Source organism: Jannaschia sp. L-14R (genome assembly GCF_056857695.1).
Genome location: NZ_JBSXNP010000009.1, coordinates 510,445 through 535,342 on the forward strand (window position 1 = coordinate 510,445; position 24,898 = coordinate 535,342).

The 24,898-nt window shown below is 64.1% G+C and carries 24 protein-coding genes; 14 read left to right on the plus strand and 10 right to left on the minus strand.

Annotated features, from left to right (window positions below; all coding sequences use genetic code 11):
• Nucleotides 1-99: 99 nt before the first annotated feature.
• Nucleotides 100-666, minus strand: coding sequence for a DNA-3-methyladenine glycosylase I (locus AC13C2_RS06925; RefSeq protein ID WP_092763956.1), 567 nt, complete (start codon nt 664-666; stop codon nt 100-102).
• Between the two features lie 328 nt (nt 667-994).
• Here AC13C2_RS06925 and AC13C2_RS06930 point away from each other — a divergent pair, with 328 nt between their 5' ends.
• The 4 genes from AC13C2_RS06930 (at nt 995) to phbB (ending at nt 4,813) form a co-directional block, all read left to right on the plus strand.
• Complete coding sequence (locus AC13C2_RS06930) at nt 995-1,828, plus strand: EAL domain-containing protein (RefSeq protein WP_482886321.1); 834 nt, start codon at nt 995-997, stop codon at nt 1,826-1,828.
• 182 nt (nt 1,829-2,010) lie between these two features.
• Nucleotides 2,011-3,186: an acetyl-CoA C-acetyltransferase gene (locus tag AC13C2_RS06935; protein ID WP_092763954.1), complete on the plus strand. Its 1,176-nt coding sequence runs from the start codon at nt 2,011-2,013 to the stop codon at nt 3,184-3,186.
• 42 nt (nt 3,187-3,228) lie between these two features.
• Complete coding sequence (locus AC13C2_RS06940; protein ID WP_482886322.1) at nt 3,229-4,068, plus strand: patatin-like phospholipase family protein; 840 nt, start codon at nt 3,229-3,231, stop codon at nt 4,066-4,068.
• Nucleotides 4,069-4,090: 22 nt separating this feature from the next.
• A complete protein-coding gene (gene phbB / locus AC13C2_RS06945; RefSeq protein WP_092763950.1) occupies nt 4,091-4,813 on the plus strand; it encodes an acetoacetyl-CoA reductase in 723 nt (240 codons plus the stop codon).
• A gap of 84 nt (nt 4,814-4,897) precedes the next feature.
• On the opposite strand, the gene AC13C2_RS06950 is transcribed toward phbB, so the two are convergent.
• Complete coding sequence (locus AC13C2_RS06950; protein ID WP_175495901.1) at nt 4,898-5,038, minus strand: hypothetical protein; 141 nt, start codon at nt 5,036-5,038, stop codon at nt 4,898-4,900.
• Nucleotides 5,039-5,149: 111 nt separating this feature from the next.
• Here AC13C2_RS06950 and gcvA point away from each other — a divergent pair, with 111 nt between their 5' ends.
• Entirely contained in the window at nt 5,150-6,091 is a 942-nt protein-coding gene (gene gcvA, locus AC13C2_RS06955) for a transcriptional regulator GcvA (RefSeq protein WP_482886323.1), read from the plus strand.
• Nucleotides 6,092-6,180: 89 nt separating this feature from the next.
• Here the strand turns inward: gcvA and AC13C2_RS06960 are convergent, their stop codons facing one another.
• Nucleotides 6,181-6,357, minus strand: a complete 177-nt coding sequence (locus tag AC13C2_RS06960; RefSeq protein ID WP_092763946.1) for a YdcH family protein — start codon at nt 6,355-6,357, stop codon at nt 6,181-6,183.
• Between the two features lie 172 nt (nt 6,358-6,529).
• Entirely contained in the window at nt 6,530-6,745 is a 216-nt protein-coding gene (locus AC13C2_RS06965; RefSeq protein WP_092763944.1) for a putative signal transducing protein, read from the minus strand.
• A gap of 47 nt (nt 6,746-6,792) precedes the next feature.
• Between AC13C2_RS06965 and AC13C2_RS06970 the strand changes: the two genes are divergently transcribed.
• Complete coding sequence (locus AC13C2_RS06970) at nt 6,793-7,797, plus strand: polyprenyl synthetase family protein (protein WP_339644119.1); 1,005 nt, start codon at nt 6,793-6,795, stop codon at nt 7,795-7,797.
• 4 nt (nt 7,798-7,801) lie between these two features.
• Here the strand turns inward: AC13C2_RS06970 and AC13C2_RS06975 are convergent, their stop codons facing one another.
• The 3 genes from AC13C2_RS06975 to AC13C2_RS06985 all read right to left on the minus strand — a co-directional run bounded on the left by AC13C2_RS06975 (nt 7,802) and on the right by AC13C2_RS06985 (nt 12,038).
• The gene (locus AC13C2_RS06975; protein WP_482886324.1) at nt 7,802-8,617 is read right to left on the minus strand and encodes a 4-(cytidine 5'-diphospho)-2-C-methyl-D-erythritol kinase; all 816 of its coding nucleotides are present in this window, start codon (nt 8,615-8,617) and stop codon (nt 7,802-7,804) included.
• 4 nt (nt 8,618-8,621) lie between these two features.
• Complete coding sequence (locus tag AC13C2_RS06980; RefSeq protein ID WP_482886325.1) at nt 8,622-10,301, minus strand: tetratricopeptide repeat protein; 1,680 nt, start codon at nt 10,299-10,301, stop codon at nt 8,622-8,624.
• A 90-nt stretch (nt 10,302-10,391) separates the two neighbouring features.
• Nucleotides 10,392-12,038, minus strand: coding sequence for an electron transfer flavoprotein-ubiquinone oxidoreductase (locus AC13C2_RS06985; protein WP_482886326.1), 1,647 nt, complete (start codon nt 12,036-12,038; stop codon nt 10,392-10,394).
• 209 nt (nt 12,039-12,247) lie between these two features.
• On the opposite strand from AC13C2_RS06985, the gene AC13C2_RS06990 reads away from it, so the two are divergent.
• From AC13C2_RS06990 to AC13C2_RS07000, 3 genes are read left to right on the plus strand one after another with little or no spacing between them, the layout of a single operon-like run.
• Nucleotides 12,248-12,556: a DUF2834 domain-containing protein gene (locus AC13C2_RS06990; protein ID WP_482886327.1), complete on the plus strand. Its 309-nt coding sequence runs from the start codon at nt 12,248-12,250 to the stop codon at nt 12,554-12,556.
• On the plus strand, nt 12,556-13,824 hold the full coding sequence (lysA, locus tag AC13C2_RS06995; RefSeq protein WP_092763934.1) for a diaminopimelate decarboxylase: 1,269 nt from the start codon (nt 12,556-12,558) through the stop codon (nt 13,822-13,824). Before AC13C2_RS06990 ends, lysA begins: the two co-directional genes overlap by 1 nt.
• Nucleotides 13,825-13,864: 40 nt before the next feature.
• Complete coding sequence (locus AC13C2_RS07000; protein WP_482886328.1) at nt 13,865-16,432, plus strand: DUF4175 domain-containing protein; 2,568 nt, start codon at nt 13,865-13,867, stop codon at nt 16,430-16,432.
• Nucleotides 16,433-16,451: 19 nt separating this feature from the next.
• Here the strand turns inward: AC13C2_RS07000 and AC13C2_RS07005 are convergent, their stop codons facing one another.
• Nucleotides 16,452-17,477 carry a zinc-ribbon domain-containing protein gene (locus AC13C2_RS07005; protein ID WP_482886329.1) on the minus strand — a complete coding sequence of 342 codons (1,026 nt, stop codon included), beginning with the start codon at nt 17,475-17,477 and terminating at the stop codon, nt 16,452-16,454.
• Nucleotides 17,478-17,698: 221 nt separating this feature from the next.
• Between AC13C2_RS07005 and AC13C2_RS07010 the strand changes: the two genes are divergently transcribed.
• From AC13C2_RS07010 to AC13C2_RS07030, 5 genes are all read left to right on the plus strand, one after another.
• Nucleotides 17,699-18,373: a cell division ATP-binding protein FtsE gene (locus tag AC13C2_RS07010; protein ID WP_482886330.1), complete on the plus strand. Its 675-nt coding sequence runs from the start codon at nt 17,699-17,701 to the stop codon at nt 18,371-18,373.
• A 26-nt stretch (nt 18,374-18,399) separates the two neighbouring features.
• Complete coding sequence (locus AC13C2_RS07015; protein WP_092764289.1) at nt 18,400-19,269, plus strand: cell division protein FtsX; 870 nt, start codon at nt 18,400-18,402, stop codon at nt 19,267-19,269.
• A gap of 26 nt (nt 19,270-19,295) precedes the next feature.
• Nucleotides 19,296-20,081, plus strand: coding sequence for a lysophospholipid acyltransferase family protein (locus AC13C2_RS07020; protein WP_482886331.1), 786 nt, complete (start codon nt 19,296-19,298; stop codon nt 20,079-20,081).
• A 19-nt stretch (nt 20,082-20,100) separates the two neighbouring features.
• Nucleotides 20,101-21,552 (plus strand): cobyric acid synthase, encoded by a 1,452-nt coding sequence (locus tag AC13C2_RS07025; protein WP_482886332.1) that lies wholly within the window; start codon nt 20,101-20,103, stop codon nt 21,550-21,552.
• A 79-nt stretch (nt 21,553-21,631) separates the two neighbouring features.
• The gene (locus AC13C2_RS07030) at nt 21,632-22,438 is read left to right on the plus strand and encodes a lytic murein transglycosylase (protein ID WP_482886333.1); all 807 of its coding nucleotides are present in this window, start codon (nt 21,632-21,634) and stop codon (nt 22,436-22,438) included.
• 236 nt (nt 22,439-22,674) lie between these two features.
• Here the strand turns inward: AC13C2_RS07030 and AC13C2_RS07035 are convergent, their stop codons facing one another.
• Both AC13C2_RS07035 and ychF read right to left on the minus strand, forming a co-directional pair.
• Nucleotides 22,675-23,235 (minus strand): L,D-transpeptidase, encoded by a 561-nt coding sequence (locus AC13C2_RS07035; RefSeq protein ID WP_092763922.1) that lies wholly within the window; start codon nt 23,233-23,235, stop codon nt 22,675-22,677.
• 273 nt (nt 23,236-23,508) lie between these two features.
• Nucleotides 23,509-24,606, minus strand: coding sequence for a redox-regulated ATPase YchF (ychF, locus tag AC13C2_RS07040; RefSeq protein WP_474520790.1), 1,098 nt, complete (start codon nt 24,604-24,606; stop codon nt 23,509-23,511).
• Nucleotides 24,607-24,898: the final 292 nt, after the last annotated feature.

Genomic DNA, 24,898 nt, shown 5'->3' on the forward strand with positions numbered 1-24,898 from the left:
TGCCCTGTCGCCAGCACTGCCTGATCCGGCGGATGTCCTGACGCACCCGGTCCGGACCATCGGCAAGATGACCGACCTTTGTGGTTCTGATCGGAGACCTCAGCGAAGACGAGATACGCCTTCGTGGCAATGACAGGTCACCACATGATCGTTCACCATCCCGACAGCCTGCATGAAGGCGTAGACGATGGTTGGGCCGCAGAACTTGAACCCCGCCTTTTTCAGGTCTTGGGAAATCTGCCTCGACAGGGGTGTCTCGGTCGGCACCTCGGCCAATGATGCCCAATGGTTCTGGATCGGCGCGCCGCCCACGTAATCCCACAGGAAACGGTCGAACCCCTGCGCATCCCGGATGCGAAGATAGGCTTGCGCATTGCCGATGGTCGCTTCGATCTTGCCCCTGTGGCGGATGATGCCCGCATCCTGCAACAATCGCGCGACCTCGGCCTCGCCCCAGTTTGCCACGATCTCCGGGTCGAACCCGGCGAAGGCCGCCCGGAAATTGTCGCGCTTCCTCAGGATGGTGATCCATGACAATCCTGCCTGAAACCCGTCAAGGATCAATTTTTCCCACAGCGCCCGAGGATCGTGTTCGGGCACACCCCATTCGGTATCGTGGTAGAGTTCGTAGATCGGGTCGGCGCCGACCCAGCCGCATCTTTCCATCACGAAACGTCTCCTTGCGGTCCCTGCACGACGTCCGCCTGATTGAAGGCACCCGTCAATGCCAAGGAGCATAGACGTGCCTGCCATCCAAGATGGGCCTGCGCTGATACCTTGTGATTCATGTCTACGATGTGTCCCTGTCCGAGGGACACGCAAGCAGCGCGACGGATCATGCGGTTTGCGAAGGACACCGCCACCCGCCGTAAACCCCGATGATTTGAACGGCATTGTCGCCAAGATTGCCGAAGAAGGCGCCACGAATGGTGCAGCGATTAACGAAGCGTTCAATTTCTGCATGTCATCTGGTCCCAATCCCGAGGGGACAACGATGGCACGCAAATCCTTCTCCGAACCCGGAACCGAAGACCCGATCACCTTCGCCGTAACGGAGCGGGACAAATCTATCCTGCAAATGGTCCGGGAGGCGTTGGCCGACGGGCGAACGATGCTGGCCTATCAACCAGTCATCGGTTCCATAACGGGAGAGCCCGCATTCTACGAAGGCCTGATCCGCATCGCCGACGACACAGGCCGGATCATCCCGGCATCGCAATTCATGGAGGTCGTCGAGACACAGGACCTGGGGCGCGAAATCGATTGCGCCGCATTGCGTTGCGGGCTTGGCGCATTGGGACGCACGCCCGGACTGCGCCTGTCGATCAACATGTCGGCACGGTCGATCGGGTATCCGAAATGGATGCAGATCCTCAAACGCCACCTGGGGCGCGACGACACCATTGGCGAGCGCCTGATCCTGGAGATTTCCGAACGGTCGGCGATGCTGGTGCCGGAACTGGTCAAGACCTTCATGACCGACCTTCAGGACCGGGGCATCACCTTCGCCCTGGACGATTTCGGGGCCGGCCAGACCAGTTTCCGCCATCTCAAGGAATTCTACTTCGATGTCCTAAAGATCGACGGGTCTTTCGTGCGCAACTGCGATGTCGATTCCGATAATCAATGCATTCTGCATGCGCTGATCAGCATCGGACAGCAATTCGACATGTTCACCGTCGCCGGGGCCGTGGAAACCGGGGCCGAGGCACAGTTTCTGGTCGAATCGGGGGTCGACTGCATGCAGGGGTATTATTACGGCGCGCCCGAAATCCGCCCCGACTGGTTACCGCCCGCCCATCGCGACGGGCTGCGCGGGACTGGATAGATCATATGGCGGCGGCCTTCGGGCGAACGCTCGCCAGCCGGTCGAACCACAGGCGCGACCGGCTGGCGAACAGTATTTGCCCCGGTGCGCGCCTCAGGCTAGTCATGAGATGATACGCGGCGGGGGTATCCCGTCGGGGCCGATCGTCCCGCCCTCCGCCACGCGCCGAAAGGATACCTGCCATGACAAATGTTGTAATCGCCTCAGCCGCCCGGACCCCCGTCGGATCGTTCCTCGGAAGTTTCGCCAACATCCCTGCGCACGATCTGGGCACCGCCGTCCTTGAAGAAGTCGTGGCCCGTGCAGGCGTCGACAAGTCCGAGGTTTCCGAGACCATTCTGGGTCAGGTGCTGACCGCCGGCCAGGGCCAGAACCCCGCCCGCCAGGCGCACATCAATGCGGGTCTGCCGCAGGAATCCGCAGCCTGGGGCATCAATCAGGTCTGCGGTTCGGGCCTGCGCGCCGTGGCACTGGGCGCGCAGCACATCATGCTGGGCGATGCCGCGGTGGTCATTGCGGGCGGCCAGGAATCGATGTCGATGTCGATGCACGCCCAGTCGATCCGCCAGGGTCAGAAGATGGGCGACATGAAGCTGGTCGACACCATGATCAAGGATGGGTTGTGGGACGCGTTCAACAACTACCACATGGGCCAGACCGCAGAGAACGTCGCCGAAAAGTGGCAGATCAGCCGTGATCAGCAGGACGAATTCGCCGTCAGTTCGCAAAACAAGGCCGAGGCCGCGCAGACCTCCGGCAAATTCGCCGACGAAATCGTCGCCTACACGGTGAAGGGCCGCAAGGGCGACACCGTCGTCGACCAGGACGAATACATCCGCCATGGCGCCACGATGGATGCGATGCAGAAACTGCGCCCGGCCTTCACCAAGGACGGGACGGTGACGGCGGCCAACGCGAGCGGCTTGAACGATGGTGCGGCGGCGACACTGCTGATGTCGGCGGAAGACGCCGAAAAACGCGGGATCGAGCCGCTGGCCCGTATTGTCAGCTATGCCACCGCCGGTCTGGACCCGACGATCATGGGGGTCGGCCCGATCTATGCGTCGCGCAAGGCGCTGGAAAAGGCCGGATGGAAAGTCGGGGACCTCGACCTGATCGAGGCGAACGAGGCCTTTGCCGCCCAGGCCTGCGCCGTGAACAAGGACATGGGCTGGGACCCGTCGATCGTGAACGTCAACGGCGGCGCGATCGCCATCGGCCATCCCATCGGCGCCTCGGGCTGTCGCGTCCTGAATACGCTGCTGTTCGAGATGAAGCGGCGCGATGCCAAGAAGGGCCTCGCCACGCTGTGCATCGGGGGCGGCATGGGCGTGGCCCTCTGCGTCGAACGAGATTGATTTGACGGAACGGGGGCGGGCCATGCGGCCCACCCCATAACGATGGCACGCCTTCCATACGATCAGCTTGTCTTTTCCGGCGGCGGGCTTCGATGCTTCTGGCATGGCGGCTTTCTGTCCGCCCTGGAAGAAGTCCACGATCTTGCCCCGGTCCGCGTTACGGGCAGTTCAGGCGGCGCGCTGTCGGCGGCCGCCTGGATCGCCGGGGTCGAGCAGGAGCTTTTTGACCGCTTCAAGCGGGCGATCGCTGAACAGGATGATAATGTCACCCTGCGCGCCATGGGCGACGACCACGGGCGCTCCCCCCATCAACGGATATACGCCAGGATCATCACCGACGTTATCGATGCCGACGCCATGGCGCGCATCGCCGACGGCATGGCGTTCCAGATCAACCTGTCGACGCCCGGCGTATCCGTCGCTCCGACCTTGCGTGCGCTGATCGGCGGCACGCTGTATCACGCGGAACAGGCGGTTGCGGCCACCCCGCGTCCCCGGCTGGCCTCCATAACCGGCATGAAACAGAGACTGGTCGATGCGCGCGCTGCCGCCCGCGATGGCACCCTTCCGGAACTGATACGCATGGCAGCGACCGTGCCCCCCGCCTTTCGCGCGGACCGCTGGAAAGGCGAGGTCGTGTTCGACGGCGGTATGGTGAACAAGGCACCGTTGCCAGACCCCGACGATGGACAGACGCTGATTTTGTTGACCAAAAGGTTCCGCATTCTGCCGGACGATGACGGTGGGCGTATCACCTATGTCCAGCCATCGCAGGATGTCCTGTCTGGGGACAAACTGAACTTCACCGATCCTGAGCTGCTGGTAAAAGCCTGGAAGCAGGGCGAGGAGGATGGACGCCGATGGCGAAACAAGATTACCTAGAAGAAACTGAGGAGGAAATATCATGACCCGTATTGCACTTGTTACCGGAGGCTCGCGCGGTATCGGCGCTGCTATCGCGCAGTCGCTCAAGGCCCAGGGATGCGAGGTCGCCGCGACCTATGCCGGAAACGATGAGAAGGCCGCCGCCTTCACCAAGGAAACCGGTATCAGGACCTACAAGTGGAATGTGGCGGACTATGACGCATGCAAGGACGGCATCGCCCAGGTCGAGGCCGACCTTGGCCCCATCGACATCCTGGTGAACAACGCGGGCATCACCCGCGATGCGCCGTTTCACAAGATGACACCCGAGCATTGGCACGCTGTGATCGACACCAACCTGAACGGCGTTTTCAACATGACGCATAACGTCTGGGGCGGAATGCGCGAGCGCAAGTTCGGGCGCATCGTCACGATCAGTTCGATCAACGGTCAGAAGGGACAGTTCGCGCAGGTGAACTATGCCGCGACCAAGGCGGGTGACATCGGTTTCACCAAGGCCCTGGCACAGGAAGGCGCGCGCGCCGGGATCACGGTGAACGTGGTCGCCCCCGGCTATATCAACACCGACATGATGGCGACGATTCCCGAAAAGGTGATGGAGAGCATTGTCGGCGCGATTCCCGTCGGCCGATTGGGCGAGGCATCGGAAATCGCGCGCTGCGTAGCCTTTCTGGCCTCGGACGATGCCGGGTTCATCACCGGATCGACGATTTCCGCGAATGGCGGACAGTACATGTCCTGACCACCGATCTGGTCCGGGACAGACGATAAGCGACAAGCGGGGCATCGAAGGGTGCCCCGTTTTCGTGTCGAACTGGCGGTCCCGTCAGGTCGTCGTGGTAAGACGCAGCGCGTTGCGACGCGGCAGACGGAAGAACGAGAGCAGGACGCGGAAGGCTTCGGAGCGTTCCCGGCGGGCACGGGCAAAAGCTTCGTCATAGGTGGTGGAGATATGTGTTTCGAACATGGCAGCCATTCCTTGGGATCAATTATCTTTCATTGATAGTAATGTGTGCCTGCATGAACATTATTACAAACGAGACTTTTCATAATTTCACATAAGATATACTTACCTGTTATGTCCGATCGTCTCCCCCCGCTGACCGCATTGCGTGCCTTTGAGGCAGCCGCCCGCCATCTGTCGTTTCAGGCGGCCGCAAGCGAACTGAATGTTACGCCCGCCGCCCTGTCGTTCCAGATCAAGTCGCTAGAGGAACATCTGGGTGCGCCGCTGTTTCGCCGTCTGAACCGGCGCGTCGAACTGACCGATGCCGGATCGGCGCTGGCCCCGCAGGCGTCCGAAGGGTTTCAGACGCTGACGACGGGATGGCGGGCGGCGAAACGCGTCCTCGACAATGGCATCCTGACCATCACGGCAGGCCCGGCCTTCACCGCCAAATGGCTGGCCCCGCGCCTGTTCGACTTCGCCGGGTCGCACCCCGAGATCGAATTGCGCTTCGCTGCGACCCTGCGGATGCTGGACTTCGCGATCGACGATATCGACATCGCGATCCGGTTCGGGTCTTCCGATCAACCGGACGATCCCACGCTGCATCGGGCCCTGACAATCGCGGAATGGGTGACGCCGATGATGCACCCGGACCTTACGGCGCGATATCCGACGCCCGCAAGTCTGTTGGATGCGACGATCATCTTCGACGATTCAATCACTTTCCTGAAGAATTCCGTCAGCTGGGCCGACTGGTTCGCGGCCCACGACATCGCCTCACCGGACCTGCACGGCCCGCATTTCAGTCAGGCGGACCATGCCATCGACGCCGCACAATCGGGTGCGGGTGTCGTTCTGGGCCGGGTTTCGCTGGGCGAAGCGGCACTGCGACAGGGCCACTTGGTCGCGCCGTTTCCCATCGCACTGGTGCCGCGTGCGCAATTTCGCGTGCTCTGTCCGAAGGGTGCGGAAACACGACCCGCCACACGCGCGTTTCTGGACTGGCTTGAGCGGGAAGCCGGGCGCATGGAGAGCCATCGGGCCGGGCGGCGCATGGTCACAGCCACCTGAAAACCGCAGGCGACAGCCGCAGAGCGGAAAAACAAAAGGCCCGCTGCCGGACAATCCGGCACGGGCCTTCGCTAAAAAATCCAGAGAAGTCAGTGGGTCGCTGTAACGCTCAGCTTTTCGATCTGTTGCTTGATCGCGAGTTTCCGTTTCTTCATTTCGGTCAGCGCGATACTGTCGGTGGCGGGGTTTCGGGCCCCTTCCTCCACCTTTTGGGAAAGGACTTCATGTTTCTTGCGCAGTTCCGTCAGATGGGACGTGAGCGACATGGCATTCTCCTCTGGGTCATTGTGACAGATTCAGGACACCACATCATAGGGCGATCTGTCACGGTTTTTCACGGCGGGTCAGCGGATTGTTGCATCGGATTTGAAGGGTATCGGCGAAATTGCCCATGTCCAAAGCGTTCCTGCCTCGGCATCGGGCATGTTTGGACCGTTTTCAGGTGGTGATGGCAACGCCATTGTCGCGCATCGCGTTTTGCGCGTCCTCCAGGTCGGCCTCGGCAACCATCATGCGACGCGGCAGGATTCCGATCGATCCCTCCAGCACCGAGATGTTTGCATCCAGCACGAAGCAATCTATACCCTCGCCGTCCAGAAGGGCCGTGGCGAAGGCGATGACCGTAGGGTCGTTGGTGCGCAAGAGTTCTTTCATGGACAGACAGCTATGGGCGCACTCCGCGCTTGTCGAGGACCATAACCATGACTGACGCCACTCCGATCCAGCAAACCGCCCGTCCGCACGACCGTCTGGCCAACGCGCTGGCCGATGACATGGCGGCGGTGGGGCGGCTGATCTCGACCCGGATGGCCTCGGAACATGCCCCCCGTATCCCCGAAGTCACCGCCCACCTCGTCGGGGCGGGCGGCAAGCGCGTACGCCCGCTTCTGACGGTCGCGGCGGCGCGACTGTGCGGATACCAGGGCGACGATCACATCAAGCTGGCCGCGACCGTCGAATTCATTCACACCGCTACCTTGCTGCACGATGACGTGGTCGATGAAAGCGCACAACGCCGGGGTCGTCCCACCGCGAACCTGCTTTGGGACAATCAAAGCAGCGTATTGGTCGGGGATTACCTGTTCGCCCGGTCCTTCCAGCTGATGGTCGAATGTGGGTCGCTTCGGATTCTGGATATCCTGTCGGGTGCCGCCGCGACCATCGCCGAGGGCGAGGTGTTGCAACTGACCGCCGCGCGCAATCTGGCGACGACCGAGGAAACTTATCTCAAGGTCGTGCGCGGCAAGACGGCGGCGCTGTTTCAGGCGGCCTGCGAAAGCGGTGCTGTGGTCGCGGGCGCGCCTGAAGATCACGTCAGCGCGCTGGCGGAGTTCGGCGACGCCATGGGCATCAGCTTCCAGATCATGGATGACTGGCTGGATTACGGTGGCGCGGGAGACGCCATCGGCAAGGATCTGGGCGACGATTTCCGCGAAGGCAAACTGACCCTGCCCGTGATCCGTGCGCTGTCCAGAAGCAGCACGGAGGAACGGGTCTTCTGGCGCGATGCGCTGGAGCGGGGGCGGGCCGACGATCTGGATCGGGCTCGTGCAATTCTAGAGCGGCATGGAACGCTGGAGGAGACGCGGGCCGAAGCCCTGATCTGGCGTGACCGGGCCAAGGCGGCGTTGCACCGCCTGCCCGCTAGCGACCTGCGGGACATGCTGGGCGACCTGGCGGATTACGTGGTGGTCCGGGCGCTCTGACCGCTCAGGACAGGACGCAGGCGCGCACCCACCAGCCGGGGCGGTCCAGGCGTTTGGCAGCGGCCTTCGCCGCGGCGACATCGGGGTAAAGCCCGAAACAGGTTGCCCCCGATCCGGACATGCGCGTGACGGCGGCCCCGGTTGCACGGATCGCGCCCAGCACGCCGACGATATCCGGTGCCACCGTGATCGCAGGACCCTCCAGATCGTTGCGCTGCGGGATCAGCCAGTCGATCAGGGCATCCGTATCGGCCCAGCCGGGCAAATCGTCCATTCCCGCGTTTCGGGATGTTTCAAGTGCTGCAAAGACTTGCGGGGTGGCTACTGACAGGCCGGGGTTGACCAGAACGGCGTGGAGCGGTGGCAGGGTCACGGGCGTCACCCGGTCGCCGATACCCCGCATCCGGGCGCCGCGTCCAATGGCACAGACCGGAACATCGGCCCCCAGCGCCAGAAGGTCGCCGACCGGCAGGTCAGCCCCGACCAGACGCAGGGCTGCGGCCGCATCGGACGACCCGCCGCCCAGACCCGCCGGGTGCGGCAGTTGCTTATCGAGGGTGATCGCACGCGCGCTGCCTGCCAGCCGTAATGCACGGCGGATCAGGTTTTCGTCTCCAACAGGCACGCCCGCCGCAAACGGTCCCGTGACCGTCAGACCGTCGCCGGGCGCGCTTGTCAGATGATCACCGACATCGGCAAAGGCCACCAGACTGTCCAGCAGGTGATAGCCATCCGCACGACGCCCCGTGACATGCAGCGTCAGGTTGACCTTTGCCGGTGCGAAACCGGCTAGCCTGGCACAGGCGGGCCCGGCAGACACCGGTCTATTTGTCGGAAGTCTTGATAGGACCGACGCCGCCCTCTTCCTCAAGGACGACATCCAGACCAACGTCCAGCTTGCGGCGAATACGCTCCACCTGCTCCTGCGGGTCCAGAGACAGGGCGCGTTTCCACTGGAACCGGGCTTCGCGCTTGCGGCCGACGGACCACAGGACATCGCCCAGATGATCGTTGATCAGCGGGTCCAGCGGTTCCAGCTGCACAGCCCGCTCCATCGGTGCAACGGCTTCGTCGTAGCGGCCCAGCCGGTACAGGACCCAGGCCAGCGAGTCGGTGATGAACCCGTCGTTCGGGCGTGCTGCGACGGCGCGTTCGATCATTCCCAACGCCTCGTCCAGCTTGATCCGCTGTTCCACCAGACCGTAGCCAAGATAGTTCAGGACATTCGGGTTTTCGGGGTTCAGAGTCAGCGCCTGACGGAAATCGGCCTCGGCCCCCGTCCAGTCGGAAAGGCGTTCGCGGGCGATACCGCGCGTATAGAACAGCAGCCAGTTGCGCGGCGTCACCTCGGACAGCATGGCGATGGCGCGATCATAGGCCTTGGCCGCGGGGGCGAAACGTTCGAGGCGGCGCAGCGCATCGGCGTAGGCGGCCCAGACTTCGATCTTGTCCGCGTCCGACCGGGTCAGGGCCGCCAGAACCTCGAGCGCCGCCTCGTTCTGGTCTGAAGCCAGCAGGATTTCAGCGCGTGATATTTCCGCTTCATAGAAGGCCGGATCATCGCGCGGAACACCTGCAAGCACGTCCGCGGCCAACTTGTGTTGGTTCTGATCCTCAAGCAATTCGGCGGTCATCACCAATGCTTCGACATGATCGGGCCGAAGCGAAATGGCGGCGCGCGCATTGATCAGGGTGAAGGTGGTCGAGGAATCCGAGGCAAGCAACGCGGCGAACACGAAATAGGCTTCCGCCATTCCCTGCAACGGGGTCGCGACAATATCGTAGGCGATCGTTTCACCCGCGGTGATCCGCGCTTCGAGATCGCGCAGAAGCGCACTGCTCGTCGCTTCATTGGCTTTCTGCAGAAGTTCTGCCGCGGCATCCCGTTGGTCCAGTTGCACGAGGATCTGGGCGTGGGCCGCAACGCCCCGCGCCGTCGCATTCAGGACACCGTAGGCCCGCCCCGACAGGATATCGTCCGCCCCTTCGTAGTCGCCGACGGAAGCCAGGGCGTAGGCCTTGTGCAGATAAGCGAAAGGCGCAAAGGCCTCGGTCTGGCCCAGGGTATCGAACGCGGCCAGCGCATCCGAGGTGCGGCCCTGCGCCGCAGCAATCCAGGCCGTCAACAAACCATCCAGAAGCGGACCGGCGATGCTGCCCTCGTCCAACAGGGCGGCGGCATCTTCCCAGCGCTCATCGCTCAGGGCCTTGACCATGCGACCGCTTGCCGAAAACTGGCTCGATTGTCCCGTCGCGTCCAGCGTGTCGGCGACGGCGGTGGCGGCGTTGAAATCGCCCAGCACCGAATAGATGATCATCGCATTTTCAAGAATGCGGGCATCGTCTTCGCCTTGCGCCAGAAGATCGCGGTAATACTGGCCCGCGGCGCTGTAGTCGTTCGAAAAGCCGGCGATCCGCGCAGCCAGATAAGGGCCGGCAATTCCCTGTGACAGCGCCGGGAGCGGAGTCAGAAGCGTGGCGGCCAGAAGAAGCGAACGAAGCATGGCGAAATCCTTTTTGGCACGCTAAGCGCGCCGCGACGGGGATGCAACGCGCGCCATCGCCGATCCCCGGCCGAAAGCGAATTTCAGTCATCACATATTCGGGTAGTTCGGTCCGTCCCCACCCTGCGGCACCGTCCAGACGATATTCTGTGACGGGTCCTTGATGTCGCAGGTCTTGCAGTGGACACAGTTCTGGAAATTGATCTGGAACCTGGTGTCCGCCCCCTCGCCCACGAATTCGTAAACCCCCGCCGGGCAATAGCGTGTCGACGGCCCGGCATATTTCGGCAGGTTCACCGCCACCGGAATGGCGGGGTCCTTCAGCGTCAGATGCGCAGGCTGGCTTTCCTCGTGGTTGGTGAAGCTGAACGCCACGTTGGTCAGCCGGTCGAAGGACAGCTTGCCGTCGGGCCTGGGATAATCGATGGGCGTATGCTTCGATGCTTCCTCGGTCGCCTCGGCGTCGGATTTTCCATGCTTGGACGTGAAAGGCGACCAGCCGGTCAGGTTGTTGAGCCACATCGACGCGCCGCCCACCGTCAGCGACGCCGCCAGTCCATAGTTCGACCAGAGCGGTTTGACGTTGCGGACGCGCTTCAGGTCCTTGCCGATGGGACCGCTGCGGACCTCGGTGTCGTATTCGTCCAGCACATCGCCCTCGCGACCGGCCTTGATGGCGTCATGCGCCGCCTCGGCCGCGGCCTTGCCCGACAGCATGGCGTTATGGTTGCCCTTGATGCGCGGCACATTGACCATGCCCGCCGCACAGCCCAGCAGAACGCCACCGGGAAAAGCGGTCTTGGGCAGCGACTGCCAACCGCCTTCGGTGATTGCCCGCGCGCCGTAAGCCACGCGCTTTCCGCCTTCCAACAGTTCCGCCACCATCGGGTGATGCTTGAAGCGCTGGAACTCCATATAGGGGAACACATAGGGGTTCTTGTAATTCAGGTGGACGACAAAACCGACATAAACCTGATTGTTGTCAATGTGGTAGATAAAGCTTCCGCCACCCGCATTCTTGCCCAGCGGCCAACCCATCGTATGGACCACCTTGCCGGGTTGATGCTTTGCCGGATCGATCTCCCAGATTTCCTTCATGCCGAGACCGTATTTCTGCACGTCCGACTCGGCGTCCAAATTGTGCCGGGCGATAACCTGCTTGGACAGGCTGCCGCGCACGCCTTCGGCCAGCATGACGTATTTGCCGTGCAGTTCCATCCCCGGCTCGTACGACGGGCCCGGCGTGCCGTCGGAATTACGCCCGAATTCGCCCGCGACGACACCCTTCATCCTGTCGCCATCCCAGACAATTTCGGAACACGACATGCCCGGAAACACTTCGACGCCAATCTCCTCGGCCTGTTCGGCCATCCAGCGGCAGACATTGCCCATCGACACGACATAATTGCCGTGGTTCGACATCAGCGGCGGCATCGCGGCGTTCGGAACGCGCATGCGCCCGCCTTCGCCCAGAACGAAAAAACTGTCGGATGTGACCGGAACGTTCACCGGCGCGCCCTTGTCTTTCCAGTCGGGGATCAGCGCATCAAGACCGACCGGGTCCAGCACCGCCCCCGACAGGATGTGCGCCCCGACTTCGGATCCTTTTTCCAGCACGACCACCGACAGGTCCGCGTCCAGCTGCTTGAGCCGGATTGCCGCCGACAGGCCCGCCGGACCCGCGCCGACGATAACCACATCGTATTCCATCGCTTCGCGTTCGATCGCATCGGACATGGGCGGTTCCTTCTCAAGGCTCGTGCAAAATCTGACTTGGTATGGCCACGGCGCTCCCTAGGGTCAATCGTGACGCAACATCATATCGCGCTGCTCCGGTCATGCCTTCCCGGTCTCTTTGCTCCGGAAATATTCCTGCCGGAGGCTCCGCCAGTTTCCACCCGCGCCGACCTTGGCTAAAGAGGCGCGACCCTAAGCAGGAGCCGCCCATGTCCCCGATCCGCATCCTCTGGCTCATCCTCTGCGTGGCGGGGGTGATCCTGCCGTTTCGCTATTTCCTGAAATGGTTCGCTGAAAACGGCTGGGACATCGGCTTGATGGTCGACGCCTGGCACGCGAATGCCGCCTCGTCCGGTCTGGTCTGGGATCTGACCGTCGCCGCCGTCACGCTGACGATCTGGATCGTCTGGGACTGCACGCGCAAACGCGACTGGCCGGGTCTGATCGCGATCCCGGCGACCTATCTGGTGGGGGTCTCGCTGGGCCTGCCGCTCTACCTGTTTTTGCGGAGCCGCTGATGGATCATTTCCTGTATCGCGACGGCATACTTCACGCCGAAGATGTCCCCCTGTCCGAGATTGCGCGCACTGTCGGCACGCCTGCCTACGTCTATTCCGCCGCGACCCTGCTGCGGCATTTCCGTCTGTTCGACGAGGCGCTGGCCTGGGGTCCGCATCTGGTCTGCTATGCCGTCAAGGCCGCCAGCAACGTCGCCATCCTCAAGCTGCTGGGCGACGCAGGCGCGGGGATGGATGTCGTGTCCGAAGGCGAATACCGCCGCGCCCGTGCCGCAGGTATCCCGCCGGACCGGATCGTGTTTTCCGGCGTCGGCAAGACCGCAGCCGAGATGCGCCACGTCCTGCGCGAAGGGGTCCGTCAGATCAATCTGGAGAGCGAACCGGAGATGCGCTTGCTGTCGCGCGTCGCCAGCGAACTGGGCGTCGAGGTGCCCGTCACCGTCCGCGTGAACCCCGATGTCGACGCCAGGACGCACGAGAAGATCGCGACCGGCAAATCCGACAACAAATTCGGCATCCCGATCAGCCGCGCGCGCGCGGTCTATGCCGAAATCGCCACTCTGCCCGGACTGCGCGTCATCGGCATCGACGTCCATATCGGCTCGCAACTGACCGACCTCGAACCTTTCCGGCTGGCCTATCGCAAGGTCGCGGACCTGACCGAAGTCCTGCGCGCCGATGGCCATGCCATCGAACGTCTCGACCTTGGCGGCGGCCTCGGCATTCCCTACGCCCGCTCGAACCTCGCGCCGCCTGTGCCGCTGGAATACGGGCGGGTCATCCGCGAGGAAGTCGGCCATCTGGGATGTGAAATCGAGATCGAGCCGGGCCGCCTGATCGCGGGAAATGCGGGCATCCTGCTGACCGAAACGATCTTCGTGAAACACGGCGAGGGCCGCGACTTCCTGATCGTGGATGCCGCGATGAACGACCTGATCCGCCCCGCGATGTATGGCGCGCACCACGACATTGTGCCTGTCATCGAGCCCGCCCCCGGTGCGGATCAGCAGGCCTTCGATATCGTCGGCCCGATCTGCGAGACCGGCGATACGTTCGCTAAGGCCCGCCATATGCCGCCAGTGGCTCCGGGCGACCTGATCGCCTTTCGGTCAGCGGGTGCTTACGGTGCGGTGATGGCAAGCGAATACAACTCCCGTCCGCTGGTGCCGGAGGTGCTGGTGCAGGGCGATCAATACGCGGTGATCCGCCCGCGCCCGACCTTTGACGAGATGATTTCGCGCGATATGGTTCCCCATTGGCTCGAATGACCCTAGTTTGAAGCACAGGCATGCCAGCGGGGACAGCCGTTTGACCGACCGACAGCCACCTATCGCGCGCGCCATCGCGCTGACCCGTATCGGCCTGTGGGCCGAACGCATCACGCAGGCCTTCTGGCCCGCGTGGACGGCAGTGCTCGCTGCGGTCGCCGTCTGGGCGTCGGGCCTGGCCGGGCCACTCTGGGAATTCAGCCTGATCGGGGCACTGGCGATCCTGGCGCTGGTTCTGGTCGTGATCGGGATGCGGGGGTTCCGCGCCCCGACCCAGGCCGAAGCGCGCGCCCGCCTGGACGAAACGTTGCCCGGTCGGCCGCTTGCGACGTTGGACGACGATCTGGCGATCGGGTCCGGCGACGCCGGGTCCTCCGCCGTCTGGGCCGCGCATCGACGCCGCATGGCCGCGCGGTTGTCGGGTGCGAAAGCGGTGCCCGGCGATCTGCGGGTGGCACGCCGCGACCCTTATGCGCTGCGCTACATGGCGGTGTTGCTGGCCGCCATCGGCCTGTTGTTCGGCACCCTCTGGCGGGTGCCCGAAGTCCCCGCCCTGCCCGGCATCGGCGGACAGGTTGCCACCGGCCCCGCGTGGGAAGGATGGCTGGAGCCACCGCGTTACACCGGCCTGCCATCGCTCTACCTCAACGAGATCGAGCCGGGCACGGTGGATGTGCCCGAGGGCACGCGCGTCGTCCTGCGCCTCTATGGCGAGACAGGGGCGCTGTCGGTTACCGAAACCGTTTCGGGCCGCAATGCCACCACACCGGGCGAGCCGCTGCAGGACTTTACCGTCGTGCAATCGGGAACGGTTGCCATCGACGGCGCCCAGGGCGCGCCGGTCTGGACGCTGACCGCTTCGCCCGACACCGCACCGACCGTTGCGCCGGATGGCGATGCTGCGTTCGAATTCCCCGATCAGGTAACGCTGCCGTGGCGCGCCGCCGACGATTACGGCGTGACGGCTGCGGAGATCACCATTGCCCTGGATGCGGACGGCACTGACCGCCGCTATGGACTGGAGGTCGAACCGGAACCGAGACAGCCGCACGTTCTGGACATGGCCTTGCCGATTGCAGGCGACCGCAGCGATTTCACCGAAGTGTTTCGCGCCGATCTGACGCAGAACCCATTGGCCGGAATGCCCGTTATCGTGACGCTGAGCGCGACAGATGCCGCCGGTCAGGATGGCACCGCCGAGGCGCGGATGATCCTGCCGGGGCGCGCATTCTATGACCCCATCGCCAGCGCCCTGATAGAACAACGGCGCGATCTGAACTGGTCGCGCGCCAACCGTGTCCGGGTCGCCCGTCTGTTGCGCGCGATCACCTGGAAGGCAGACGGCACGTGGAATGCGCCGACAGCTTATCTGATTACGCGCATGGCGATCCGGCGTCTGGATCAGGGCCCCCTGACGCTGGAACAGCGGGACGAAATTGCCGAGATGCTGTGGCAGGCCGCCACCCGGATAGAGGATGGATCGCTCGACAGCGCGCTGGAACGCCTTCGCGAGGCGCAGGAACGGCTGGCCCAGGCAATTCGTCAGGGCGCATCCCCCGAGGAGATCGAGCGTCTGATGGCCGAAATGCGCCGCGCGATGGACGACTACACCCGTCAGCTTGCACAGCAGCAGGGTCAACAGGGCCAGCAACAGCAGCAGGCGCAAGGCGATACCCAGGAAATCACGCCCGACATGCTGGACGAGATGATGCGTCGTATCGAGGAGTTGATGCAGCAGGGCCGCACCGCCGAGGCGCAGGAATTGCTGCGCCAGCTTCAGGACATGATGGAGAACATGCAGGTCACCCAAGGCCAGGGCAGCGGTCAGGGCCAGCCCGGCGAAGGCGAACAGGCGATGGACCAACTGCGCGACCAGTTGCGCGAACAACAGGACCTGAGCGACGAAGCCTTCCGCCAGTTGCAGGAACAGTTCGGCAGGCCCGGCGAACAGGGGCAGCAGGGTCAGGACGGCCAGCAGGGACAACCCGGTCAGCAAGGGCAGCCCGGAGAGGGCCAGCAAGGCCAGGATGGACAAGGCCAGCAGGGGAACCAGCAAGGCCAGCGACCCGACGGCCGCGGCGAGAATGGCGAGGGTGGCAACGATGCCCAAAGCCTGGCCCGACGTCAGGAAACCCTGCGGCAAGGTCTGGAGACACTGCGCCGGAACCTGCCGGGTGCAGGATCGGAGGCCGGCGATGCCGCCCGCGAAGCCCTTGGCCGTGCGGAAGGCGCGATGCAGGACGCCGAGCGCGATCTGGCGGATGGCAACCTCGGCGGCGCACTGGACGATCAGGCCCGCGCGATGGATGCCCTGCGCGATGGAATGCAGGAACTGGGCCGCGCCTTGGCGGGCGACCGTCCACAGGGCATCGAGAACCAGCAACGGGGCGAGGCCGGAGGTCGCGACGGACGTGGCCTGAACCGCGATCCGCTGGGACGGCAATCGGGTCAGGGCGGGCAATTGGGATCGCAGGAAAGCCTGGGCAAAGGCCCGGATGCCGCCCGCCGCGCCCGCGATCTGATGGACGAAATCCGGCGCCGGTCGGGGCAACGCGACCGGCCCAAGGTGGAACTCGACTATCTGAAACGGCTGCTGGAACGCTTCTGACGGTTCAAGCGGTGCGCGATCAGCTTTCCGGCGTGATCCGGGCGGTCAGCGCCTCGGCTGCGGCGGCAAGGGCGATCCGCTGGGCATCCACCCAGGCGACATAGCGGGCCAGCGCGTCACCGGCCTGCGGCACCATCTCGGCGATCGGTCCGGCAAAGACATAGACACCGACGGCAATCGCGATACTGGCGGCAATCACCAGAAAACCGATGCGGAACCCACTGCTGCGGCGCATCTCGGCCGGGCTGTCATCGACCCCGCCATTGGCCTCGGCCTCGGCTTCGGCGGCGCGCTCGTCCGGTCGCAGGGACGAGTTGATCTCCTCGATATCGGGCAACAGCTCGCGCCGCGCCGACTTGGCCTCGGATGGAACAGCGCCGGACCGGGCCACCGGGAATGGCGTCTCGTCCTCCGCCTCGTCCTCGGTCGCGGAGGCATCGCGCAAAGTGGCTGCGATGGCGTTGCTGACATCGTCGTCTTCCGGCGGCGGGGGGGCCGAGTCCGGATCATTTTCATCGTCGAAATTTTCGTCGTCGAAATCGTCCTCCAGCGAGGGTGCGACGTCGGCATCGCGGGCGCGGGCCAGCGTTGCAGCGGCGGCCATGCGCGCACGCTCGGCCGCGGCCTGTTCACGCGGGTCGGGTTCGGTGGCCGGCTCGTCCGAGGTGACAGGCGCGGAGGCGCGAGTGTCCGTGCGCAGGCTGTCTTCCCGCTCCCGCTCCTTGCGCAGGACATCAAGGGTTTCATCGTCGATCGTCGGACGGCGATGGCGCGACGGGAAAACAGGTGCGACTTCGGTCTGGTCATCGGGTGTATCGTTGTCCGATGCTTCGGTTGCCGCGTCCTGCGCAGTTTCATCGACCTTCGGCTCCTTGCGGCCCGGACGGCGGACGGCACGCGCCTCGACCGCAGTCGCAGCACGGGGGCGGCCTTCCTGAAACCACGTGGTTCCACAGTTCGAACATTGCACGTCACGTCCCTCTGAAGGGATCATGTCGTCGCCGACTTCGTACTGAGCGTTGCAATTCGGACAGGTGATGCGCATGGGCCGGAAGTTCTCGTCCTTTGTCGTGCATGGTTGACAATTTCGCCTACCGCGCCTCATTGACTCCGTTCTGTCAACCCTGACGGCCTGCCTGGGACCTTCGATGTGACCTGAACGCAAGGATTGGCAGAGATTGCGTCGAAATGATGGCTGAGGCAGAAGGACCCGAAGCGGGATCGGGCGATGAAACAGACCCGAAACAAGCGTAGGGGCATAACCAGGTGATCGAGCTTCGGGGGGTCGGATATTCCTATGGCGGTGGCAATCTTCTGTCCGGGCTGGACCTTGAGCTGACGCCGGGATCGTTCCATTTTCTGACCGGCCCTTCCGGCGCGGGCAAGACGACTCTCCTCAAGCTGTGCTATGGCGATCTGAAACCCACGGCGGGTGCGGTGACGATCGACGGGCGCGACAGCCGCCGCATGGACCGGGACGCACTGGCGCGGATGCGGCGGCGGATCGGCGTCGTGCATCAGGATTGCCAGTTTATCGACCATCTGTCGATCCACGAGAACGTCGCCCTGCCGCTGACCGTCGCGGGCCGGGATGTGGCCGTCGAGGCCGCTAACCTGGAACAGCTTCTGGGTTGGGTCGGTCTGTCCCGGCGCGCCAATGCCCTGCCACCGGAACTGTCCGGCGGCGAGCGCCAGCGTGCCGCATTGGCCCGCGCGATCATCATGGATCCGGATGTCATCATCGCGGACGAACCCACGGGCAACATCGACTGGGACATGTCGAAACGCCTTCTGTCGCTGCTGGCCGAGTTGAACCGCATGGGCAAAACCGTGCTGGTCGCGACCCACGACCTGGCCCTGATACGGGCGGCGAAGGCGCAGGTCACGGCCCGTGTCCTGCGGCTGGCGGGCGGCACGCTGTCGGCGGGAACCGAGTTGTGAGGCGTCTGCAGGCCCTTCTGGACGCGATGTGGGGCGATCGCCAGGCCGACCGGGTCGTGCCGCCGACGGGTCACACCGTCTGGCTGACCGTGCTGACCTCGGGGGCGATGGCATTTCTGGCGGTCTTCGCGCTGGCGTTGTCACTGGCCACCGGGCGGCTGGCAGAGCGCTGGGGCGACAGTCTGGCGCAGGCCTCGACCATCCGCGTTTCCGCGCCTGCCGAACAGGCCGACGCGCAGGTCGAAGCCGTCATGGCCATCCTGGTGACGACCCCCGGCATCGCCGACGCACGCGCGCTGGACCCCGCCGAACAGGCCGCCCTGCTGGAGCCGTGGCTGGGCCCCGACCTGCCGCTGGATACCATTCCGCTGCCCCGCCTGATCGAGGTGACAAGCGATGGCAGTCTGGACGCAGAAGGCCTGCGCCTGCGCCTGACGGCCGAAGTGCCGGGCGCGGTCTATGACGACCACACCCGTTGGCGCGAACCGCTGGTGGCCGCCGCCGACCGCCTGCGCGCCCTGGGCTGGACCGCGCTTGCACTGATCGCGGGCACGTTGGCGGCAATGGTCACGCTGGCGGCACAATCGGCGCTGGCGGCGAACCGGCAGGTAATCCGCGTGTTACGTCTGGTCGGCGCGCGCGACGTCTATGTGGCCCGCGCCTTCACGCGCCGGTTCACGCTGCGCGCGGCCCTGGGCGCGACCCTGGGTGCCGCCTCCGGCGGGCTGGCCGTGGCCTTCCTGCCTGCGGCGGACGCGGCGGGCGGGTTTCTGACAGGCCTGGGGTTTCAGGGGGCCGGATGGTTGCTGCTGCCGCTGATTCCGATCTTTGCGGGCGGTGTCGCCTTCCTGGCCACCCGCAGTGCGGCGTTTCGCGCACTCGCCCGTTTCGAGTAACCGCGCGACCTGCTAGGACAGCCAGCATGCAATATATCCGATCTCTGTTCTTCAACATCGCCATGTACGTCTGGATGGGGGTGATTGGCCTGATCTATGCGCCCTGGGCGATTTTGTCGCCCGCCGGGGCGCGGGCGGCCTGCGACATCTATGCCCGCCATACGCTTTGGATGTTGCGTGTCTTCGTGGGCCTGAAGACGGAAGTCCGCGGCACGCCGCCCGTCGGTCCGGCCCTGCTTGCCGCCAAGCACCAGAGCTTTCTGGATATCATCTTGATCTGGGCGTCGATCCCGCGCGGGTTCTTCGTGATGAAATCCGTGCTGCGGTACGCGCCCGTCCTTGGACAGTATGCGCTGCGGCTGGGCTGCATCCCGGTTCACAGGGGCAAGCGGACCGAAGCGATCAAGTTGATGCTGACCGAGATACGCTCGGGCAAGCGCAAGGATGGCCAGTTGATGATCTATCCGCAGGGCACGCGCGTCGCGCCGGGTGCAGTGCGACCCTACAAGGTCGGCACCTTCGCAATGTACGAGATACTGGGCCAGCCCTGTTATCCGGTCGCTACCAATGTCGGACTCTTCTGGCCCAAACGCGGATTGCTGCGAAAGCAGGGCGTGGGTGTGGTCGAGTTTCTGGACCCGATTCCCGCCGGCCTGGACCGTCCCACGTTCATGACCGCGCTCGAGGAGCGGATCGAAACCGCCTCGAACAGTTTGATGGAGGAAGCGGGGTTTCCCGTCACGCTGCATCCGGAAATCATCGGCGATCCGGTGGCCAAAGCCGTGCGGGACGTCGCCCGGCCCAAGACCTGACCCGCGCGGGCGGCGGAGGATGGCGCGGGCGATCATGATACAGGGCGCGGGGTCCAACGTCGGGAAATCGATGCTGGTCGCAGGAATCTGTCGTCACTTCGCGCGGCAGGGTCTGCGCGTGCGTCCCTTCAAGCCGCAGAACATGTCCAACAATGCCGCCGTTACCGCCGATGGCGGCGAAATAGGGCGGGCGCAGGCGTTGCAGGCGATGGCCTGCGGGGTCGAACCTGTGGTCGATATGAACCCGGTGTTGCTCAAGCCTGAAACCGATACCGGCAGTCAGGTGATCGTGCAGGGCCAGCGACTGGCGACGGTGCGCGCGCGGGATTATGCGGCGCTCAAGCCGCAACTGCTGGCCGCCTGTCTCGACAGTTTTCGACGTCTGGCGCGGGACTGCGACCTGATCGTCGTCGAGGGCGCGGGCAGCCCGGCCGAGATCAACCTGCGCGCGGGCGACATCGCCAACATGGGCTTCGCCCAGGCCGCTGGCGTGCCGGTGGTGCTGGTGGGTGACATCGACCGGGGCGGTGTGATCGCGCAACTGGTCGGCACCAGGGCAGTGCTGGACGCAGGCGACTCCGACCGGATCAAGGGATTCCTCGTCAACAAATTCCGGGGCGACGTGACCCTGTTCGACGACGGCACCCGTCAGATAGCCGCGCGCACCGGCTGGACCGCGCTGGGCACGGTGCCGTGGTTCGCAGACGCATGGCGGCTTCCGGCGGAAGACATCATGGATATCCGGTCGTCACGGCGCGATGCGCCCTTCCGCATCGCCGTGCCGTGTCTGAACCGGATCGCCAACTTCGATGACCTGGACCCGCTCTCCGCCGATTCCGCGCTGTCGGTCGAGGTGATCGCGCCGGGCCGCCCCCTGCCCGTCTGCGACCTGATCCTGATCCCCGGCAGCAAATCCACCATCGCCGATCTGGCCAGCTTTCGCGCCAACGGCTGGGATATCGATCTTGCGTCGCATCACCGGCGCGGCGGACATGTTCTGGGAATCTGTGGCGGCTATCAGATGCTGGGCCGCACCATCGCCGACCCGGACGGACTGGAGGGTGCGCCGGGCGAAATCGCGGGACTGGGCCTTCTGGACGTCGCCACGATCATGCAGCCGCGCAAACATCTGGCCCGCGTCACAGCCACCGATATCGACAGCGGAACGCGTGTCGACGGCTATGAAATCCATCTGGGCGTCACGACCGGTCCGGACGCCGACCGTGGCTGGCTGCGGCGCGATGGCGTGGCGGTCGGTGCCGCCAGCGGCGATGGACGTGTGCGCGGCTGTTATCTGCACGGTCTGTTCGCGGGCGATGCCTTCCGCGCCGCCTATCTTGCGCGACTGGGCGCCACCGGCGCGCCGACGCAATACGGCAACGGGGTCGAGACGACGCTGGACGCGCTGGCCGATCATCTGGCCGCCGCACTGGACATGGAGGCCTTGAGCAGGATTGCCGTCGATATCTAATAGCGAACGCAAATCATTGCCGCGCTGCCCCGGCGTGTTAGCTTCAGCCAGAAGCCGCCGATCGAGTCAGGAGTTTTCGATGTTCCCCAAGTCCGTATTTCGTATTGCAGCCGTATTCGCCGCATTTATCGCATCCCCCGCTCTGTCCGCCCCATGCGGCAACGACGCGAGTGGGTTTGAGCGCTGGAAAAGCCAGTTCGCACAGGAAGCCGCCGCCGCCGGAATTCAGCAACCCGGCCTGAACGCGCTGGCCGGTGCGCGTTACGCCACCCGCACTATTGCCGCCGACCGCAACCAGAAGGGCGTGAAATATGCGCTTGACGATTTCATCCGCATTCGTCTCGGCTCGCTCGACAGTTTCGCCGCACAGGCGACCCGTCGCCTGAACCAGAACCGCGCATTCTTCCAGTCGCTGGAACAACGCTATGGCGTGCCCGCCGGTGTGCTTCTCGCGATCCACGGGATGGAGACCGGCTTCGGACGGAACATGGGCTCCGAGAACGTCGTCTCCTCGATTCTGACGGTCGCCTATGATTGCCGCCGCAGCGATTTTTTCACGCCACACGCGCTCGCGGCATTGCAGATGGTAGATCGCGGCATGTTGTCGCCCAGCCAGAACGGCGCGGCCCACGGCGAGTTGGGACACACCCAGTTTCTTCCCGGCAACGCCCTGCGCTACGGGCAGGACGGCGACGGTGACGGACGGGTCGATTTATACACCATGCCCGACGCCATGGCCTCGACTGCAAATTATCTGCGGCAGAAGGGCTGGCAACCGGGGCAGTCCTTCCAGGAGGGAACCGCGAACTTCCGCGTGCTGGACGAATGGAACGCTGCGACAGTCTATCAGAAGGCCATCGCCCTGTCCGCAGAACGCATCCGCTGACCGGGGTGTCAGGCCCCGGCCTTTCGAGCGACGGTGTGCAGGTGATCCCGCGCCCTCGGGATCGGTTCATACGGCCCGAAAGCGGGCTTGCGACGTTGCGCTGCCTTGGAGCGGTGATCGCCGCATTACGGAGATTGCTCGGGGCAGACAGCAGAACGCTCTCACCCGGTTCACAGGTGAGAGCGACGATTTTTACATAAGGTCAGCGCAGCCAAAAACCGCGCCTGTCCATCATGTCAGGCGGATTTCGGATACAGCACGACGCGCGATTTCATCGGCACTTTGGCGTAAAGCTCCTCGATCTGATCGTTTACCAGCCGGGCACAGCCATTCGATACCGCCGTGCCGATCGTGTTCGGCGCATTGGTGCCGTGAATACGCAGATAGGTGTCGCCACGGGTTGGCGTGAACAGATAAAGGGCACGCGCGCCCAGCGGGTTGTTGATGCCTCCGGGGACGCCGTCCGCGTATTTCGCATAGACCTCCGGTTCGCGGCGGATCATCGAGGGCGTAGGCGTCCAGCTTGGCCATTCCTTCTTGGCACCGACATAGAATTCACCAGGCTCGTACAGACCCGGACGTCCGACGCCGACCATATAGCGCATCGCGCGACCGCCGGGCATCGTCCAGAACAACATGAAACTGTCGGGCACCACGTGGATTTCGTTCGGGGCGATATCGGGGCGGATGGCAACCTCGACCGGCATGAATTCGGGGCGCAGGCCCTGGGCCATGACCGCGCTACTTCCGAACAGCGAAAGGGCGGCCCCTCCCAAGATCAGTTGACGTCTGTCCATCGTGAAATCTCCTTCAGCAAACTCTTTCCGGAACGAAGCATGGGTGCTCATTCAGTTACATAACGCACTCGCCCATAAATTTGGCCGTTTCTCAAGTTCACAACCCTGTGTGCGGGGCTTTCCCATGCCGACCGTTGCGGCGCGGTCCCGGAATCGGGGGGGCGTCTTGGACATTCCAAGCCGTCCGGCGGGACGGCCTTCGATCCGCCACCGAACTCGGGGCAGATCAGTGCAAACGGCGGAAAGGATTCGCGCGCCTGCCGCCCCGTCCGGTCAGGTGTTGAACAGGAAGTGCAGCACATCGCCGTCCTTGACGGTATAGGCCTTGCCCTCGGCGCGCATCTTGCCCGCCTCCTTGGCCGGCTGCTCACCGCCCAGCGTCACGAAATCGTCGTAGGCGATGGTTTCGGCCCGGATGAACCCCTTTTCGAAATCCCCGTGGATCACCCCCGCCGCCTTTGGCGCGCTGGTGCCGTGCCGGATCGTCCAGGCGCGGGCCTCTTTCGGGCCGACGGTGAAATACGTCTCCAGCGACAGAAGCTCGTATCCGGCTTGGATCAGACGATCCAGCCCCGGCTCCTCCAGCCCCATCTCGGACAGGAATTCGGTCGCCTCCTCGTCGGACAGTTGCGCGATTTCTTCCTCGATCTGGGCGCTGATGACCACGGTCGACGCGCCCTGCGCGGCGGCCATCCCGGCCACGGCGTCCGAGAACGCGTTGCCCGTCGCCGCCGATCCCTCGTCCACGTTGCACACATACAGGATCGGCTTCGCGGTCAGCAGTTGCAGCATGTTCCACGTCCTGCGGTCGTCGGCCGCCACATCGACGGTTCGCGCGGGCTTGCCGTCGTTCAACACGGCCAGTGCCGCCTTCAGCAGGCGTTCCTGTTCGACCGCCTCCTTCTCGCCGCCACGCACTTTGCGCGACAGGCCCTGAAGGCGTTTCTCGATGCTCTCCATATCGGCGATCATCAGTTCGGTCTCGATGATCTCGGCATCCTCGACCGGATTCACCCGATCTTCGACATGCGTGACATCACCGTCCTCGAAACACCGCAGAACGTGGGCGATGGCATCGGTTTCGCGGATATTGGCCAGAAACTGATTGCCCAGCCCCTCGCCCTTGCTCGCGCCCTTCACCAGCCCGGCAATGTCCACGAAGGTCATGCGCGTCGGGATGATCTGCTTCGATCCGGCAATCGCCGCCAGCTTGTCCAGCCGCGCATCGGGAACGGCCACGTCACCCACGTTCGGCTCAATGGTGCAAAAAGGAAAATTCGCGGCCTGCGCAGCGGCGGTTTTCGTCAGCGCATTGAACAGGGTCGACTTGCCGACATTCGGCAGACCCACGATGCCCATCTTGAAACCCATGTTCTCACCCCTTGCGCTGATCGCCGTCCGTCTACGTCGCGGCGCGCGGCACGGCAAGGTGGCGCATTTTCGAGACCGGGCGGCAGCTTCGATTGGGAATGAAGGCACGTCTGCCGGATCGACTGAAATGGCCGCTGGGAGCCCAGAGTGACTGATGCTGCGTGATGCTGCGTGATGCACGAATGCCCGCTAACGCAGGAGAGGCAAAAGCCTTCAACAACTGTTTGGGTTTTGAACGGGGTTTGTGGCGGCGGAAAACAGGCCTTTTCCAGCCTTCCAAAAACGAGGGTTT

Coding starts and splice junctions, on each gene's coding strand:
- AC13C2_RS07035 (WP_092763922.1), bottom strand. CDS start 23,235: ATGGACAGACGTCAACTGATCTTGGGAGGGGCCGCCCTTTCGCTGTTC.
- gcvA (WP_482886323.1), top strand. CDS start 5,150: ATGTCCGATCGTCTCCCCCCGCTGACCGCATTGCGTGCCTTTGAGGCA.
- AC13C2_RS06930 (WP_482886321.1), top strand. CDS start 995: ATGGCACGCAAATCCTTCTCCGAACCCGGAACCGAAGACCCGATCACC.
- AC13C2_RS06940 (WP_482886322.1), top strand. CDS start 3,229: ATGGCACGCCTTCCATACGATCAGCTTGTCTTTTCCGGCGGCGGGCTT.
- AC13C2_RS06960 (WP_092763946.1), bottom strand. CDS start 6,357: ATGTCGCTCACGTCCCATCTGACGGAACTGCGCAAGAAACATGAAGTC.
- AC13C2_RS07020 (WP_482886331.1), top strand. CDS start 19,296: ATGCAATATATCCGATCTCTGTTCTTCAACATCGCCATGTACGTCTGG.
- AC13C2_RS07015 (WP_092764289.1), top strand. CDS start 18,400: ATGTGGGGCGATCGCCAGGCCGACCGGGTCGTGCCGCCGACGGGTCAC.
- AC13C2_RS06985 (WP_482886326.1), bottom strand. CDS start 12,038: ATGTCCGATGCGATCGAACGCGAAGCGATGGAATACGATGTGGTTATC.
- AC13C2_RS06935 (WP_092763954.1), top strand. CDS start 2,011: ATGACAAATGTTGTAATCGCCTCAGCCGCCCGGACCCCCGTCGGATCG.
- AC13C2_RS06980 (WP_482886325.1), bottom strand. CDS start 10,301: ATGCTTCGTTCGCTTCTTCTGGCCGCCACGCTTCTGACTCCGCTCCCG.
- AC13C2_RS07030 (WP_482886333.1), top strand. CDS start 21,632: ATGTTCCCCAAGTCCGTATTTCGTATTGCAGCCGTATTCGCCGCATTT.
- AC13C2_RS06990 (WP_482886327.1), top strand. CDS start 12,248: ATGTCCCCGATCCGCATCCTCTGGCTCATCCTCTGCGTGGCGGGGGTG.
- lysA (WP_092763934.1), top strand. CDS start 12,556: ATGGATCATTTCCTGTATCGCGACGGCATACTTCACGCCGAAGATGTC.
- AC13C2_RS07025 (WP_482886332.1), top strand. CDS start 20,101: ATGGCGCGGGCGATCATGATACAGGGCGCGGGGTCCAACGTCGGGAAA.
- AC13C2_RS06950 (WP_175495901.1), bottom strand. CDS start 5,038: ATGTTCGAAACACATATCTCCACCACCTATGACGAAGCTTTTGCCCGT.
- AC13C2_RS07005 (WP_482886329.1), bottom strand. CDS start 17,477: ATGCGCATCACCTGTCCGAATTGCAACGCTCAGTACGAAGTCGGCGAC.
- ychF (WP_474520790.1), bottom strand. CDS start 24,606: ATGGGTTTCAAGATGGGCATCGTGGGTCTGCCGAATGTCGGCAAGTCG.
- AC13C2_RS06965 (WP_092763944.1), bottom strand. CDS start 6,745: ATGAAAGAACTCTTGCGCACCAACGACCCTACGGTCATCGCCTTCGCC.
- AC13C2_RS06970 (WP_339644119.1), top strand. CDS start 6,793: ATGACTGACGCCACTCCGATCCAGCAAACCGCCCGTCCGCACGACCGT.
- AC13C2_RS06925 (WP_092763956.1), bottom strand. CDS start 666: ATGGAAAGATGCGGCTGGGTCGGCGCCGACCCGATCTACGAACTCTAC.
- phbB (WP_092763950.1), top strand. CDS start 4,091: ATGACCCGTATTGCACTTGTTACCGGAGGCTCGCGCGGTATCGGCGCT.